This window comes from Geobacillus genomosp. 3, from assembly GCF_000445995.2.
GTDB lineage: Bacteria > Bacillota > Bacilli > Bacillales > Anoxybacillaceae > Geobacillus.
The window spans coordinates 2,008,581-2,025,859 of record NC_022080.4; the positions used below are offsets into that span (position 1 = coordinate 2,008,581).

At 44.0% G+C, this 17,279-nt stretch carries 15 protein-coding genes; 3 read left to right on the plus strand and 12 right to left on the minus strand.

The genetic code is table 11. From position 1 onward, the window contains the following. Nucleotides 1–71 precede the first annotated feature (71 nt). Nucleotides 72–1,403 (plus strand): M20/M25/M40 family metallo-hydrolase, encoded by a 1,332-nt coding sequence (locus M493_RS09910; protein ID WP_020960199.1) that lies wholly within the window; start codon nt 72–74, stop codon nt 1,401–1,403. 879 nt (nt 1,404–2,282) lie between these two features. Further along, a complete protein-coding gene (locus tag M493_RS09915) occupies nt 2,283–3,164 on the plus strand; it encodes a LysR family transcriptional regulator (protein ID WP_020960201.1) in 882 nt (293 codons plus the stop codon). Between the two features lie 374 nt (nt 3,165–3,538). On the opposite strand, the gene M493_RS09920 is transcribed toward M493_RS09915, so the two are convergent. The 8 genes from M493_RS09920 to M493_RS09955 form a co-directional block, all read right to left on the minus strand. Continuing rightward, nucleotides 3,539–4,036 carry an isocitrate/isopropylmalate family dehydrogenase gene (locus M493_RS09920; protein WP_020960202.1) on the minus strand — a complete coding sequence of 166 codons (498 nt, stop codon included), beginning with the start codon at nt 4,034–4,036 and terminating at the stop codon, nt 3,539–3,541. Nucleotides 4,037–4,431: 395 nt separating this feature from the next. Further along, complete coding sequence (locus tag M493_RS09925; RefSeq protein ID WP_020959148.1) at nt 4,432–5,715, minus strand: IS110 family transposase; 1,284 nt, start codon at nt 5,713–5,715, stop codon at nt 4,432–4,434. Nucleotides 5,716–5,807: 92 nt separating this feature from the next. Then, complete coding sequence (locus M493_RS09930) at nt 5,808–6,392, minus strand: isocitrate/isopropylmalate family dehydrogenase (RefSeq protein ID WP_020960203.1); 585 nt, start codon at nt 6,390–6,392, stop codon at nt 5,808–5,810. A 23-nt stretch (nt 6,393–6,415) separates the two neighbouring features. Beyond that, nucleotides 6,416–7,699 carry a TRAP transporter large permease gene (locus M493_RS09935; RefSeq protein ID WP_020960204.1) on the minus strand — a complete coding sequence of 428 codons (1,284 nt, stop codon included), beginning with the start codon at nt 7,697–7,699 and terminating at the stop codon, nt 6,416–6,418. Next, complete coding sequence (locus M493_RS09940) at nt 7,677–8,219, minus strand: TRAP transporter small permease (protein WP_020960205.1); 543 nt, start codon at nt 8,217–8,219, stop codon at nt 7,677–7,679. Before M493_RS09940 ends, M493_RS09935 begins: the two co-directional genes overlap by 23 nt. Nucleotides 8,220–8,288: 69 nt before the next feature. After that, nucleotides 8,289–9,350, minus strand: a complete 1,062-nt coding sequence (locus M493_RS09945) for a DctP family TRAP transporter solute-binding subunit (protein WP_020960206.1) — start codon at nt 9,348–9,350, stop codon at nt 8,289–8,291. 168 nt (nt 9,351–9,518) lie between these two features. After that, the gene (locus tag M493_RS09950; RefSeq protein WP_011230510.1) at nt 9,519–10,397 is read right to left on the minus strand and encodes an IS982 family transposase; all 879 of its coding nucleotides are present in this window, start codon (nt 10,395–10,397) and stop codon (nt 9,519–9,521) included. A 544-nt stretch (nt 10,398–10,941) separates the two neighbouring features. Further along, complete coding sequence (locus M493_RS09955) at nt 10,942–11,220, minus strand: hypothetical protein (RefSeq protein WP_020960207.1); 279 nt, start codon at nt 11,218–11,220, stop codon at nt 10,942–10,944. A 252-nt stretch (nt 11,221–11,472) separates the two neighbouring features. Here M493_RS09955 and M493_RS09960 point away from each other — a divergent pair, with 252 nt between their 5' ends. Next, nucleotides 11,473–12,609: an IS110 family transposase gene (locus M493_RS09960; protein ID WP_020959521.1), complete on the plus strand. Its 1,137-nt coding sequence runs from the start codon at nt 11,473–11,475 to the stop codon at nt 12,607–12,609. A 127-nt stretch (nt 12,610–12,736) separates the two neighbouring features. On the opposite strand, the gene M493_RS18290 is transcribed toward M493_RS09960, so the two are convergent. The 4 genes from M493_RS18290 to tcuA all read right to left on the minus strand — a co-directional run bounded on the left by M493_RS18290 (nt 12,737) and on the right by tcuA (nt 17,139). Next, a complete protein-coding gene (locus tag M493_RS18290; protein WP_023817657.1) occupies nt 12,737–13,108 on the minus strand; it encodes a hypothetical protein in 372 nt (123 codons plus the stop codon). A gap of 122 nt (nt 13,109–13,230) precedes the next feature. Then, nucleotides 13,231–14,391: a 2-methylaconitate cis-trans isomerase PrpF family protein gene (locus M493_RS09965; RefSeq protein WP_020960208.1), complete on the minus strand. Its 1,161-nt coding sequence runs from the start codon at nt 14,389–14,391 to the stop codon at nt 13,231–13,233. Between the two features lie 185 nt (nt 14,392–14,576). Then, nucleotides 14,577–15,770: a tricarballylate utilization 4Fe-4S protein TcuB gene (gene tcuB, locus M493_RS09970; RefSeq protein WP_020960209.1), complete on the minus strand. Its 1,194-nt coding sequence runs from the start codon at nt 15,768–15,770 to the stop codon at nt 14,577–14,579. Continuing rightward, nucleotides 15,757–17,139 carry an FAD-dependent tricarballylate dehydrogenase TcuA gene (gene tcuA, locus M493_RS09975; protein WP_020960210.1) on the minus strand — a complete coding sequence of 461 codons (1,383 nt, stop codon included), beginning with the start codon at nt 17,137–17,139 and terminating at the stop codon, nt 15,757–15,759. The genes tcuB and tcuA overlap by 14 nt, the downstream gene beginning before the upstream one ends. Between the last annotated feature and the right edge of the window lie 140 nt (nt 17,140–17,279).

Sequence of the window (17,279 nt, forward strand, 5' to 3'; positions counted from 1 at the left end):
CCCTGTGACAGGCTGTCACAATGTGATTGCTATAGTTTGTATTGTAACGAAAACGAGAGGAGATGGATAGAATGGAAAAACACATGAAATGGATGATTCGTCACGGTTTTCTTCCAGGAGGAGAAACAGGCATTACAGGGCAATGGCTCGGACAAACGCTCGCCAACCTCATTCGGCAAGGACAGTCATGGGAACAGCTTTCTGAACAACAGTGGATGGACGCCCTCGCCCATGCGGCAAAACAAATCGACACTTACTTCGACGTCCCGGGCCGGGAATCGCTCATCGACCCGACGGCAAACGAATTGCCGCTCATTCAAATCGACCCGTACGTCCGCGGCATCGTCCGCTGGCTGAACATGATGCATATGTACACCATTTGCAGCTGCGACGGGGAAGGGAAACGGCCAGCCGTCATTTACTTCCTTGACGACTTATCCGCCGAACAGCGGACGATCATCCGCGCCTGCGCGCCCAAACGGGTGAAGGTTCGCTTCAGCGAACGCCATCCGAAATACGTCAAACTTTCTTTGCACTACGGCCCCGACCACATCGACGACTTGCTCGTTATGGCCGAGCGGCTGTATGATGTGTGGCGCAACCCGGACAGGCTGTTGGACTACCGCCTTGAGACGTTCCAACAACGGCTGCTTCCTTTATTGGCCATTAACGGGCCAAGCGGACGGGAACGATCCATCCGTGCGCACCTTCAGCGAATGCTCCGGAAAAAAACAGATGAACTGACGGTCGACCCGTACGGCAACTTGCTCGCCATCGTCCGGCGCGGAGACGGTCCAACGATTTTGCTTTCCGCCCATCTGGATACCGTCCGTCCGTTTCCGCTTCAGCGCACTATCGTGCACAAAGGAACAACATGGCGGGCTTCATCAGGGATCTTGGGAGCGGACGATCGTGCAGGCATAGCGGTCATCTTGGAACTGCTCGATTCCGTCCCCTGCTCCCGCTTCAGCGGAACACTGAAAATCGCCTTTACCGTTGAAGAAGAAATCGGCTGCCTCGGCTCGCGCCATCTCGATCCGGACTTTTTGCGCGATGTCGACGCCGCCATCGTCGTCGACCGCCGCGGCACCCGCGACATCGTCACCTCTAACGGCGGCACGCCGTTTTGCCCGGACGAATACGGGCGATTGTTCGAACAGGCCGGAGCGCTCGCCGGCATGCCCGACTGGAGAACAACCGCCGGCGGGGTCAGCGATGCGAAAGTATTCGCCTCTTTCGGCATCCCGTCCGTCAATTTGTCCGTCGGCTACGAAAACGAACATACGGAAGATGAATCGCTCAACGTTCGGGCAACGCTTGAAACGGTGATGCTGCTTGAGAAGGTGTTCGACGAAAACTTGTTAACTTCGTTCGTCCAAACCGAAGTCATCCGGCCAAGCTAAAAACGCATCCGCCAATATACATGGAAGAAAAAGCAGCCGCATGGCGTCGGCGAGCGGCTGTTTTTTTATTTCCCTGTTTACGTTCCTGTTTCCCTTTTCGGCTAAGTCCCCCAAAGAACCGTCAACTCTCTTCTTTGGATAGATCAACCAATCGGGCAATCTCCTTGACTATCATTCCTTTCCGCGCCATGTTATGGGACAGTCTCTTCATTCCTTCTTGATCCCCCTCCTCTATTTTATCCATATAAAACTCACAATCCCAACATCCTCCTTTTCCCTTCGTTTTTATTGCCTTCACCCCGCTTCGGAGTTGTTACTCTTCTTTCTCCGACAACGTCACATACGTTTCAAAAATCTCAACAACAACCACAACTCATCTATATAAATGCTCATTGAACAATTCACATTTGCCTTCTTCCGCAACTCACTTCTTTCCCATGGATCAGCTTGCCGATTGAGCCCACATGTTCTTTGTAGGAAGTACTGAAGCGCTTAAGGAACGAAGAGGTTAACTCTCCATGTTGCATGTATATAGTTCCAATCGAACTAACATGCACAAAAACTTTTTTAGTTCGACTTGCTTATTTTTAGTATCTCCCTTTTGGCTAAGTAAACAACATATCAGCAACCAAATTGTCGCGGCGAAATATCATTTCATTAAGTTTACCAATACGACTCAACGGTGAAAAAGTAGAAGTGAAGAACATTGTCAAACAGAATATTGCACCGCTTTATCTATAAAAACGCAAATCACCTTATCCAAAAAATGATGATTCTAAAGGAGAAGTAAAAAAGCCATAACTAGTAATTTGTAACATGTGATAATATATTTTTAAAAAGATAAGCTATTTTTGATATGCGAAGATGGGGGAGAGTTTTATGGATGAAAAGGATTGGATCATCTTAAAAACTATATACGAGGATCGCAACATTACCAAGGCATCGGAGCGGCTGTACATCTCTCAACCATCCTTAACTTATAGAATTAAACAGCTAGAAAAAGAATTCGGTGTCAAGATACTCTCTAGAGGAAAAAAGGGAGTGGAATTTACTGAACATGGTGAGTACTTAGTACAATATGCGAGCAATATGCTGTCTCTTCTCGAAAGAATAAAAGAGCAATTAAGTAATATGAACGATAAAGTAAAAGGGACGCTAAAGTTGGCTGCATCACGAATTTACGCACGTTATGAACTTCCCGGTATATTATCTCTATTCTTAAAAAGATACCCAGATATTGATATTCAACTCAAAACCGGCTTTAGTTCGGAGGTTTATCAAATGTTGCATAAGGAGGAAGTACATGTAGGTATAGTAAGGGGAAACCATGACTGGGATGGACCTAAGATTTTAATTAGTGAAGAAAAAATTTACGTTGTATCGAAATACCGTATTGATCTTTCTAACCTACCTGCTATACCTAGGGTGAATTATACAACTGATCCCTCATTAAAAAGTATCATAGACTCTTGGTGGAAAGAAATATTTGATATCCCCCCAAATATCACCATGGAAGTTGATCTTATCGATACTTGCAGGGAAATGGTGATTCACGGTCTAGGGTATGCTATTCTGCCAGGTATATGCTTAAAAGGTTTAGACAATTTATACAAATACGAGATCACATCAAAAGACGGAAGTCCAATTTATAGGAGAACATGGCTTATCTTCCGAAACTCAACATTAGACTTATCTAAAGTCAGCGCCTTCGTCGATTTTGTTCAAACTAACTATAAACAGCCGGCTAGGGAGCATAACTGATACGTCTATACAGATGTAACGGAAAAATTTAACATATCCTTGACGAAAAAGCCGCTTATCTATTTTTTTCGGCTGACGAAGGTGAGCCTGTGGCCTGCCTTCGTCACGTTAAGACGTGACGGAAGACCAATCCCCTAAACAGGTCTGGCGGTGTTGTTCAGTCGCCCAACAGTCGGTCCGATCACTCTGTAAACACTACAAATGTTAAAGCTTTAAACTGTATCGATATACCGCAGAGAAAAATTCATTTAAAGTAATATGATCTCGGAAAGCTGTTTTCCATTTTATATGCTTGACATCTTCCAAAATGGCAAATAGGGGAAGTCATAAAGGAAGTTATAAACTCAAACGCGAGGAGGAAAATTCCTCCTCGCTCAGAAACTGTTCACCCTTTGGATATATGTAATAATCTCTTTACTTACTTCTTCGGTAGAGGAATTCCCCCCTAAATCTGGAGTCTTTTTATCTCCACAATCCAAATAATTCCATATAGCTTTGTATAGCAAACCCGATACCTGCACCAACTGTGGATCATTGTGCTTTCTCCCCAGCCAATTAATTAGCATCTGAGCGGATAATATTTCCGCTACGGGATTAGCAATCCCTTTGCCTGCGATAGAGGGAGCCGAGCCGTGAACAGCCTGCGCGACAGCAAAATGATCTCCTTCGTTTAGGCTAGGGGCCACTCCTAGCCCCCCGACAAGCCCGGCTGCCAAATCTGAAAGAATATCCCCAAACATATTAGTAGTAACAATAACGTCATATTTTTCGGGATGAAGGACTAAATACATTGCAAAAGCATCAACATGATGGTCATCCGTAAAAATATGCGGATATTGTTCGCTTATCTTATAACATTCCTCTAAAAACAAACCGCATCCCTCCCTCTAGAAATGTTGATATATCAAGGCTTTTCGGCCTCTCAGGGGTGCCGAAAAAATATTTTTCGACAAAATCCCTTACATCCTTTTTCAATTTTGTGGATATCTTACAGACCTAGGGTGCGCTTCGCGGCCACGCCTGGATCCATTTTCCTGACGTGGGAGGAAGTGTATTCGATGCACCCTTGGATCTCCGCATCGCTGATGAGGACGAACCCTCCCATGTCTCCGGGCGTCTTTGCGCCAACATTCCCTCGTTCGGTCTCGTCATCAGGCGGAGGCCGGCCAAGCTCCTTTCGGGACTCGAGGTCGAATGGATGAGATCACGCCAGCTTCTCCGGTGTCATCCTGTTGTCCAACACTTCTTCCGTTCGTGGGGGGAGGCCTTAGGCCGCCCGGTGTGGAACATGGGACAAGACGTCCTGCCTCATTCGCTCCGCGTCAAACGCTTGTTTCTTCGTGCAAATCGCAAACAGCACATTCAACAGCTTTCGGCATAACGCGACGATGGACTGCTTTCCGGTCAGCGGGTTGACGGGCCGGGTCGTATAGTACTCATGCAGCTCGCGAAACGCCTCATTGTGCCGGATCAGCGGAATCACCGCCCGAAACAGCACCGATCGCAGCCGTTTCCGTCCCCGCTTCGAGATGTGCTTTTGCCCTTTGCGCTGGCCGGAGGAGTTCTCCTTGAGCGTCAGGCCCGCCAACTTCACCAATTGACGCGGGTCCCGATAGTGGGCAAAACTGCCGATCTCCGCCAGCAGATCGATGATCGTGGCATCTCCCAACCCGTCGACCGTTTTCAGCCATTGATACTCCATCGTTGTTTGAACCAATGCCTTCAACTCGGCGTCCAACGCTGCGATTTCGGCCTCGAACTGGCGGTATTGGCGGACGAGCGCGGCGATCTCAAACCGGGCCATCGTCGTCCCTTCCGTCACCCCAATCGAGCCCTTCGCGGCGTCGATCAACGCCTGAATTTTCGCTTTCTGCGGGCATTTCAGCCCTTCGCTTTGCCGGTACGCCTCCAGAAGCTCCTCGGCGGTCCGACCCGCCATATCGGCCGGAAGCGGCGTCCACTCCAGCACCGCCAGCGCTGTTTTCCCCAGGTCGCGAAACACGGTCCAAAACTCTGGAAAATACCGATCCGTCCAACGGATGATCGCGTTTTTCACCGCCGCCTGTTCCTTCCGGAGCTTCTCTTTGAGCGTGCTCCCGACGCGCAAATCCGCTTCGATCTCGTGCAGCAGCCGGGGGACGAGGAATCGCCCGTCTTTCGCCAGCCTGGCGATGACCAGGGCGTCTTTGGCGTCGTGTTTCGTCGGCAGGTTGTCATCGAGTTCTTTCGACCGGCACACATGCGCCGGGTTGACCATGACCAGCGGGATCCCGTTTTCCTCGAGGAAGTAGGCCAGGTTCAACCAGTAGTGCCCGGTCGGCTCCACAGCGACGATCACCTGTGACTTCCCGAACGCTTTCCTCCCCTCCTGAATCGCTTCATACAGCTGTTGAAACCCCTCTTTCGACTGGAAGATCGGGAACGACTTGCGAAGCACGCGCCCCCGGTCATCCACGAAGCAGGCGTAGTGGGTTCGTTTCGCGATATCGATGCCCACGACCAATGTGTGTTCCGTGACTTGATTGATTTTCTGATTTTGTGTACAATTCATCTGAAGTCCTCCTTGGCATGATGGTAGGTATTGTTTGGCACCCCTGCATCATACCAAGAGGGCTTTTTTTGATCAAGTCCCCGGAAAAGCTCCTAACGGGAATGCTTCTTTAATACATTGGCTTTATGAACAATGGATACGCGTTTTTTATTCCCTCTCTCTTCAGCTAATCGAAACGCTGCCTTAGCAACGTTTCTACTCGCTTGACGTGTGACGAGTCTTAGAGAAATGACAGTATCGTTGTCAATCTTGAATTCCCCAGGTCCCTCTAGCATATTTCTGTCTGCATACATGCCTTCCGTATTTTCACGAACAATAACCATATCGATGTTTCCATACTTGCATTGACTGATTGGAATAGATCGAACAGGCCTGATATTAGCATATAAGTTAAATCTTTTTCGTATTTCTGCACTGGGGTTGGGCATACTTTCACCTTTGTATAGGTGAGTGGATAGCGGGCCCAAAATCAATCCATGGCAGCTGTCTAGTCGACTGCTTGTTGTGTCAGGGAGTGTAGTTCCATACGTTTCATAAGCTTGTAGTCCTGCCTCAAGCTTAACCCATTCAAATAGCCTGCAGTTTATTTTCCGCTCTATCTCTTCTATGACCCTGACCGTTTCTCCTACAACCTCCGGGCCAATACCATCCCCTTCTATAACAGCTATTTTGTACATGATTCTCCGTCCTCTCTAACCCATTAAAAATCCATTTTACCCGGAAGCCAAAGCGATAAACCTGGAAACAGGATAACAATCACTAGATACAACAACATTAGTACAATAAAAATCGCACTCCCTTTGAATACTTCGCTTAATTTCTCCTTAGCTATCCCACTAATAACAAACAAGTTCAAGCCTACAGGCGGGGTGATTTGAGCTACTTCCATATTTATAATCATCGCTATCGCAAAATGATACGGGTCAATATTTAACATCTTCATAATTGGGAGCAATAAAGGTAATGTAATCAACATAATCGAAGAAGATTCTAGGAACATTCCCAGTATCAAAAATAGAATTGCGGTAGCGACAAAAAAGATGGTTTTGCTCAAAAATTCCCCCGAAACTAATAGAGAGGCAATCGTTTGCGGGATTTGCTCTTGGGTCATGTACAACGAAAAAACACTGGCACCCGATATGATAAACATAATCATTGCACTGACCCCTATAGTATCCTTCAAAATAGCATGCCAGTCTTTCCAAGAGGTCTCACGATAAACAAACAACGAGACAATTAGTGAGTATACACATGCGATAACTGATGCCTCCGACGGCGTAGTAGCACCACTATAAATACACAATAGAATTAAAATAGGTAAAAATACTCCCCACGAAGCCTTGCGTAATGAACTCCATCTTTCATTCCATGATGCCTTTTCAGCACCACCGTATCCTTTGAGACGGGCATAAAAGATCGAATATGCAACTAGCACAAGGGTAAGAACGATACCAGGTACAATTCCCGCTATAAACAACTTACCGATAGATTGCTCGGTTACAATTCCATAAACAATAAGTGGGATGCTAGGCGGGATCAGTATCCCTAATGTCCCAGAAGCAGCTACTAGCCCCATTGCGTATCTTTTGTTGTAACCAGCCTCCACCATAGCCGGGATCATGATAGAACCTACTGCGGCAGCGGTAGCTGGACTTGACCCACTAATGGCTGCAAAAAATGCACAGGCTAGAATCGTTACAACGGATAACCCACCGGATATGTGCCCTATCCACGCTCTCAACGCATCAATAAGATACTTCGATATCCCACCTTTAGCCATAATCGCACCGGCAAATACAAATCCGGGAATGGCAATCAATGTTGTAGAATTTATGGATGTAAACATTTTATGAGGAATGGTCCAAATATTAAACATACCCGACAGAGAAAACATAATAACAGACGCTACCGTTAAAGCCAACGCTATAGGAATTCTAAGCAAAATTAATACAGTAAAGAGACTAAAAAGCATTGCGGTATTCATCTAAACTCTCCTTTCCTAAACCTAAGTGATGATCCCCCTGGTGAATACTCATTCTCTCTTTTCGCACCTCATTTAGTTGACCAATAAAACGAACCGTCAATAATAGCCCTGAAAATGGTATAACCATATAGTATATCCACATCGGCACTCCGGTTTCCATAGATAATTGTCCTGTTCGCCATGTCTGTAAAACGATCATAGTTCCTCCTATCGTATAAAACAAACAGAACAATATCCCAATAACTCCGGCAAAATAGTCTATTACCTTACGCAGAGACTTAGGAACAATAACATAAAACAAATCCACGCAAATATGGTGTTTATCTCTTAAAGCTACAGAAAGACCTAATAAGATTCCCCAGGTTACCATAACTGTAGAAACTTCCGTAGTCCACGTAGTTGGAGAGTTAAAAATATATCTCATAATAACCTCAAACACTATGAGACAAAGTCCAACTATTAAAAATAAGCCGGCTAGTATATCCTCGATTAACGAATAAACTTTTTTCACTTTGCCCATTATCCCATCCTCCTACTAGTATTTAGGTTTCTAAAGAGGCTAAGCTCTTTAGAAACCTAACTTCTATCATTAATTTTGACTAGTCTCTTGGGCTTTTTGCAGAACCTCTGGGTCGATCTCCTTGCTCCACTTATCAAATACTGGTTGCAAAACATCCGTAAACTTTTGGCGTTCTCCATCTGTTAGATTATGAATTTTTATTTTTCCCTCTTTTTCCATTTGATCCAAGGCTTCTTTTTCTAGTTTGGCCTCTAATTCACGCCCTATCTCAGCCGAAGTCTTGGCAGCCTCCATAAACAACTCCTTTGTTTTTGCGTCAAGTTTATCCCACCAGGTTTTACTCGCCACTAGAATATACTCAGAACGTGCATGGCCGCTTAAAGTTAAGTATTTTTGTACTTCCGGATATCGCTGGGTTTGAATATTCACCAAACTATTTTCCTGTCCGTCCACTGTTCCTAATTGCAATGCTTGATATGTTTCATTAAAAGCGATTTTAGCCGATGAAGCTCCTAATGCTGCATACACCTCATTAATAATTGTTCCTCCATGGGTGCGAATTTTCAGACCCTTGAGGTCAGCTGGATCATCGATCTCAACCTTATTGTTCGTGATATGTTTGAAACCGTTCGGCCAGAACCCTAAACCGATCATCCCATATTGGTCTAACTTATCTAATAGTTTTTTTCCACCTTCCCCATCTTCAAAACTATATAATGCTTGACTGTCTTTAAACACAAACGGCAGATCGAAAATTTCGAACGACTTCTCAAATCCGCTTAATTTGGCAGATGACGGCGCTATAATTTGGACGTTATTTGCTTGCAGGGCCTCAATTTCATTATCATCACCGTATAATTGCCCAGATGGAAAGACTTTTACCTGAATTGCCCCATTACTTTTGGACTCAACAACTTCCTTAAATTTCAATGCCGCTTGGCCCTTTGGCGTGTTTTCGGCTGCCACATGCGAGAACATAACTGTCATCTTTGGATAACCATTGCCACCCTTTTTTGCGTTGTCGGACGAGCTATTACTACTGTTACTAGACGAACACCCAAACAACAAAGCGCTCAATAAGGCAATAAACAGAATTAGACAGGTAGGTTTCAAGATCAGTTTTCTTCTCATTTTCCTCGATTCCCCCTTGGAATTATTTTCAAATATAATGATAGCGTTTTCTAAAAATTCACCACTCCTCCCAAAAAAAACTTTTCTGACTGTTCTGTCTTTAATTATACAAAATCGTTAGACATAGATTAAATATATAATTTTTATACCCGTGGTGCTAGTTGAGCTTTAGCGCTCAACTAGCCCAAGTGTAACCAGGGAATAAGCTAACAATATACCGTCTAGTGCCACTTCAAATCCGATAATCGAATTGGCTCGGATCCCCGTGATGCGATAGTGGTCAACCAGAACCGAGAACACCGTCTCGATCACTTTGCGTTTTTGTTGGATCCACTGCTCCCATGTCTCAGACGCACGATGTTTCTGGTTTTTTCGAGACGGAGTCCAAAGCGCCATTTGGTATTCTTCGTACAGCCTTTTTTGCAAGTCACGGCTAATAAATCCTTTGTCCCCAAAGTTATACGGGTGGGGAATTTGGGTCATCACGCTTTCGGCTGCGATTCGATCGTGGCAAGATGCTTCCGTCACCACATACCCCATTGGCAGCCCTTGATCGGTCACTTGAAGGTGCAGCTTCAACCCGTAGTACCATTGCTTTTTGGAAGCGCAATACCCGATGTCGGCGATCTCTTGAAACCGTTTGACGCGATGCATTCTTGCCGTATGGCACAATGGGAGCGGCAAGCTGTCCACGACGGCATAGGCATGATGTTGGCCGCGTTTTGCCAACTCATGGCGGATCCATTTGATAGCGAAGCCAAGCGCCCGGCAGCGGCGGTTATACCGGGAACGTTCGAGAAACGAGCCGTTTGTGAACAAATTTCCCGTGACAAAACGATGCCACGCCCGTTCAGAAGTAAAACCGAGCAGCTTTCCTAAAAGATGAATGGCGATGATGACAGCGTCCTCTTGCTTGACCAAATGGCGATTTCGACGATGAAGATGCACCTGAATGCATGAAAGTTGAGCAGAAACAAAAACGAAAATGGCGGCATATTGCTTTTGAATCTTGGCCCGATCTGTAGTAAAATGAAAGTGCTCTTGCATAGGGATCCTCCTTTTTAATGGTTGGTTGCACTTTCATTTTAAGGGGATCCTCATGCAAGGGCTATTTTTATGCTTGTTTGAGTTTATCTAGCACCACGGGTTTTTTATGTAACATCATAAAAAATATTAATGTTCACATTTCCTTAGGAAATGATTGATCATTTATACGACATTGCCTTGCCAAATGGCCTTTGCTACTTAAGTTCTCAAGCATCCACATAGATATAACCAAACGCTAGAGAAGCATTTGCTCTATAAAAAATATCAGCTACGGTCATCCACTTTGATAAAAGACTTATCTCCAAATACCATCAGGGCATGAAAGCTCTAAATACCCCAATAGAAGAATTAAGTTAACGCTTTTTAGTCAAATTTAACAATTTAATCCGCAAGTATCGTTCCTTCTAACAGAAATGTTTTCCTTAACCTTTCTCATGCATTAAGGGTTTATTCTCGAAATCCTTGCAAAAAGTCCTCCCCGCAATCAGGGAATAGAAATACCCGAAAGAGTATAATCCCCTCCGAAATAACCTCTAGTTATCCCTCACCCTGTTGCCTTAATTCCATAATTCGTATCCAATAAACAAAAAACATCCATGAGTAAGCTTTTACTCGCCACCCAAGCATGAAAATAACCGCTCATGGATTCATTATTTTCACAGAAAACATCCATGAGTAAGCTTTTACTCGCCACCCAAGCATGAAAATAACCGCTCATGGATTCATTATTTTCACAGAAAACATCCATGAGTAAGCTTTTACTCGCCACCCAAGCATGAAAATAACCGCTCATGGATTCATTATTTTCACAGAAAACATCCATGAGTAAATTTTACTCCCCACCCAGGCATGAAAATCCATCTCTCCTTCCATAATGGAGGATGAACGCAAACAGTTTGGAAAGACGTGCTTTTTAATGGTGGTTCGACCCTGTACAAAAAACTGTTTGAGTCCATTTGGTGTTCCACCCATTGTAAGCCCTTTTCATTTGGAAAAGGTGACTACGAACAGAAAAATGCCTAACGAACAAGTGGACTCACTGTTTGCGAATTCATCAATGGAAGGAGTCCGGATCATGGATGTGCTTTATCATCGTTGCGCAGGTTTAGATGTTCATGCCAAAACGATTGTCGTTTGTGCGCTTTGGGGAGAAGAAGACCACATTCAAAAGGAGATCGAAACGTTTTCGACGTTTACCAAAGACTTGTTTCGCCTCCTGAAATGGCTCGAGGATCGAGAAATCACTCATCTAGCGATGGAGAGTACGGGGGTTTACTGGAAACCGGTCTTTAACATTTTAGAGGACTACTTTGACATTACCTTGGCCAACGCTCAGCGAATCAAGAATGTCCCAGGGAGAAAAACGGATGTATCCGATGCGGAATGGATCGCTAAATTATTGCGTTATGGACTGATTGAAAAGAGTTTTGTGCCACCCGCGCCAATTCGAGAATTGCGGGACTTGACCCGTTTACGCAAAAAGTGGGTGGGTCAATTGATTGCGGAAAAAAACCGAATTCATAAAGTATTGGAGTGTTCCAATATCAAGCTGGGTACGGTGATTTCCGACATCTTCGGAGTATCGGGCCGAAAACTCTTGACCCGTTTAATGGAACAGGGGTACATCGAAGAAGCCGATATCGACGCTTGCCTTCACGGAAGAATGAAAGGGAAAAAGCAACAAATTCAGGAATCGCTCTTTGGGACATTAACCGAACATGAGTTGTTCATGATTCGCCAATCGTGGAAGCACATCGAGTATTTGGAAAGCTTGATTCAGGAGATGGACCAACGCATCGACCATCTCTTACAACCGTATCAACAGGAAGTGGATCTTCTGATGACGATTCCTGGAGTGAAAAAGGAAACCGCCGCCGTCATCATCGCCGAAATCGGAGTGGATATGGGACAGTTCCCGACACCGCAGCGCCTCGCTTCTTGGGCTGGGGTGGCCCCGGGAAATCACGAAAGCGCTGGAAAACGCAAAAGTACACGAACGGTAAAGGGTAATCCTCATATTAAATCCGCGTTATGCGAGGCGGCATGGGCGTTATCCCGATGCAGGAATCAACCGTTGGCGGCGAAATTTTGGTCATTGGCGGCTCGCCGGGGAAAGAAAAAAGCACTCGTTGCGATCGCGCACCGAATGCTTGTCACCATTTACTGCATGCTTTCCCGAAAAGAACCGTTTTGGGGACCACAAGTAAGTTAGTATAGCCAAAATGAATACAGAATATACGAGATGCCTAAAAATAAGGCACCTCTGCTTTCCTGTTGTCTTTTTTGGCCATTTGTAGTGTATCCAAACTGATCACAGGATATACAGAGTTGACCGGGTTTTATGGATTTTCACAGAAAACATCCATGAGTAAGCTTTTACTCGCCACCCAAGCATGAAAATAACCGCTCATGGATTCATTATTTTCACAGAAAACATCCATGAGTAAGCTTTTACTCGCCACCCAAGCATGAAAATAACCGCTCATGGATTCATTATTTTCACAGAAAACATCCATGAGTAAGCTTTTACTCGCCACCCAAGCATGAAAATAACCGCTCATGGATTCATTATTTTCACAGAAAACATCCATGAGTAAGCTTTTACTCGCCACCCAAGCATGAAAATAACCGCTCATGGATTCATTATTTTCACAGAAAACATCCATGAGTAAGCTTTTACTCGCCACCCAAGCATGAAAATAACCGCTCATGGATTCATTATTTTCACAGAAAAAAAAGACAGCAAGCGCCGGAGGGAAATCCTCCCTATTGCCCGCCGTACTATCCTAAGAGATAATTTTTCTCAAAAAACAATGAATCAATTATTGTAATGTTAGGCTTCTCCATTAAATAAAGCTATCGGTACAACAGAGTAGCCTTCCATAATCCTTCTGGCAGTGCGTCCAATGGCCGCACGTTTCACCCGATACTCCCCATTCTCTCCTATAACAATTGCCTCAACCTCTATAATACCTGTCGGATGGCCAATCTTAACTGGTCCTTTATGACCAGAGAGAATATCGTGTACAACCGTCCCTGGTATTTGGCTAGCTGTAGCTAACGCAATAGCTCCGCTAACAGCAAAAGCCGGATGCAATGTCCCCATAGCAATATACCGCCCAATAATATGAATATCGTTGGCAGAGATGATTTGTTTTTCACTCGATACATAGCTCTTGCGTTTGGCGATGACACATATCTTAGGCAACGCATGAGTAAACGGACTTGGATTATCGTCCGGATCGATTAAACCTATTTGTTTTCCAATCTTCACACGGATTTCTTCTAGAACATCGAGAAGATCCTTTTTATTGAAATCTTTACCCACTTCTGTACCTTCAATACCCATTTGATCTGCTTTTACAAAAATAAGGGTATTAGCAGAATCGACTACAGACACTTCGATCTCCTTGCCCGAAGAAAGCCTGATCTTATCTTTCACATCACCTGTCGGTAACACTTTCCCAGTGATGGCTCCCCCAGAGTCTAAAAAATTTACACTAATCTTAGATGCAACCCCTAACACCCCAGAAATTGAGAAGTCTCCCTCGTAGACAATCTCTCCATTTTTAACTGGGACTTCTACTTCTATAATTTTATTTGTGTTAGTATTGAAGATTCTGACAACGGTATAAGGTTCTGTAATTTTACAAAACCCCTCCTCAACTGCATATAGCCCAACTGCTGCTGCCATATTTCCGCATGTAGGTGTATAATCAATTACTTCTTTAGTCACACTTACCTGTCCAAATGTATAGATAATATCAACGTTTTCCTGTTCAGATTTTCGAATTAGCGCTAATTTACTCGTTGTAGGTGATCCTCCACCAATACCATCTATTTGTAATGGATTAGGACTACCATAAATCTTTAAAATGACTTTGTCACGCGTTTCCGTATCCTTTGGCAAATGTTTCTCGTCAATGATTAACCCCTTGCTAGTGCCTCCCCTCATATAAACACACGGTATTCTGACTAATGATTGCCCAGCCAAGAGCGAACTCCCTCCCCATAGACATATGCCCATATCAAGAGTATACGCTTGTAATATATGTTACATTTATTGGAATATATTGCATAATAAAGGTACAGTTTTGCTCCCATTACTGAATACTTTTTTACCGTAGTGAAGAACACATTTATTCCTCAACTTTACTGGAAATACAAGTATATTTCACGTTAATTATTTATTTTTATCCCTTTTTGTACGACCAATGGTTGTTTGGCCTTTTGAACCACTCTTGTTTCCCTTTCCACTCGCTCCTCTTGGGCATAGTTAACTAAAGATAAAAATCGATAAACAAAATGGGCAAATTTCGAGTAAGGTGCTGTAAAGAATAGAGTTGCAACACTTGCTAAATGAATAGACAACCAAAATCCCATTAAGACTGTTTCACGAAAACCTAATACGAGCATCCCGGTCAGTGCAACGAATAACAAAGCAACGGAAAAAGTGCTGCCTTTTTTGACAGAAAATTCATCATCAACCTCTTTATCTGTCTTAGTTTTCAAATACAGTAGGCCGATAAGTCCGATAATCATCATAATTCCACCAACGGTACCTAAAATAACGACTGGATGAAACACTGGATACGGTGCCGGAACGTGTAGAACATGATCATAAAATGCTGCTAAAGTCGTAGAGGCGAAGTCAAGCAAAAATCCATAGCCAACCAAATGATGCAACCATCTACGGTTTGCCGCCGGCTTTTCTGTTGGATACGTACAACCGGCACCACCACCATCAAGATAACGAAGACTCATGGCGTATTTTATTGCAGTAATAATATCTTTCCATGCAACTTTATCCGTCTTTGAAGATCGTATATCACGCCAGTATCTAATCGCACCGATAAGCCAACCTACAACCATCCATAAGCCTAAAATAGTAAACACGCTAATCATGACGCCTTTCGGAATAATTTCATAGAATGATCCTTCCCCTGTATAGCGTTCGAAGGTACCTGAAATCCCGTTTTTGACAAAAGCACCTCCGACAAATACCAAAATGGAAACAATAAATACAATCCAAAAACCCGTTAGCTTTTCACCCATCAATTTTGCTAATGAACTTGGCCATGCGTATTTCACATACGTTTCCTCTCGAATTTTCGCAAACGTCTTCGGTGGGTTGATGCCGAATTCATGAGGAGTCGTAAATGGGCAGGCATAATAGCAATCACGACAGTCATGACACAAATTAGCTAAATATTTCATATCATTATCACTAAATTCACGGCGCCATTCAATTGCCCGCCATACAGCGCAAAAACCTTCACAATAGCGGCAAGCGTTACATAACTCCATTTGTCTCTTTCCATCTTCGTATAGCTCTCTTATTTTTTGATTTTTAGTTTCCTTACTTAACTGCATACGCTGCTTCCCTCCCTGCAATTCTTCCTAGGGTGGCACCTAGTGTAAGCCCAAATCCTGCTAAATATCCACGCCGAAGGACATTTCCAGAGGCAATTTCTCCACAAGCAAACATATTTTCTGCTAACCGCCCATCTTTCATCATCATTCTTGCTTGTTCATTCACCTTCACTCCTAAATAGGTAAAAGTAATACCGGCTTTTAATGGATAAGCATAATATGGCGGTGTATCGATCTTTAAAGCCCAGTGGCTTTTCCTTGGTGTCAGTCCCTCTGTTGTACAGTTATCTAATTCTGCCGGGTTAAAGTCTCCCGGCCGTACAGCAGCATTATATTCTGCAACCGTTGCTTCGACGGCATTGGGGTCTAATCCTAATTTTTCTGCCAACTCTCTTATGGATTGCGCTTTTTCCGGCTTCCACACAGAAGGCATAAATTTTCCTAACACTTTACTATCAAAAATCGAATATGCGATTTGACCAGGCTGTCTTGCAATCAAACCTCCCCAAATGGCGTAACGTTTCGGCCAAAAATCCTCTCCCTCATCATAAAATCTCTTGCCATGTTTATTCACAACAATACCGAAAGGTACGCTATCCAAGCGTGTAACAATTCCCCCATCAAACTTTGGCGCTCTTCCATCTACCGCAACGGCGTGAAAAGCATCTTCCTCTCCCACCTTTTCGACACCTTTATTTAGGAGAAGTTCTAACACATTCCCTTGATTATAAGGAGTTCCACGGATAATAAAGTTATCGGCCGCATCTCCCCAATATCTTCTATGCCATTCAATATTGGCCTCGAAACCGCCGGAAGCGACAATCACCATTTTGGATCTTACTGTAATATACTCACCGTTCCTTTTGATGGTAGCTGACTTAAATACGTTCCTATCAATATCCATATCCACTAACATGGCCTCATACCAAATTTCAATGCCCTTTGCTTCAGCGGTATGATAATACGAATTCATCATCGCCTTACCGCCACCAAGTTGAAAAATGTTAGTACGACCTAGATGAAGCGTCCCAGATAATGTTGGCTGCCATCGAATCCCTTGGCTAGACAACCAGCTAGGCAGCTCCTCCGAATTACAAACTATTAATTTGGCGAGGTTTTCGTTAATTTCTCCGCCTGCGACTTTTTTTAAATCTTCCAAAAATTCATCTTCCAAATAAGTGCCGATCATATATTCACTTGGACGCGTATGCATAACCCGAAAGTCCCGTGTATGTCTGCTGTTGCCGCCGCGGTAAAACTTTGGCGCTCGCTCGACAACGAGCACTCTCCTCGCTCCATGATCGCGCGCCGATAAAGCAGCGCTCATTGCCGCATTTCCTCCCCCAACCACTAAAACATCGGTTTCCATGTGCAACCCCTCTTCCAAGTATTTTCAAAATAAGAATAATATATTTTGTCAAATAAAAAAAATACAAATTATTTATTCTTATCGATAAAAAAATACTATGATAAAACCTAACAAAAAAGCAGAATGCATCCTGTGATGCA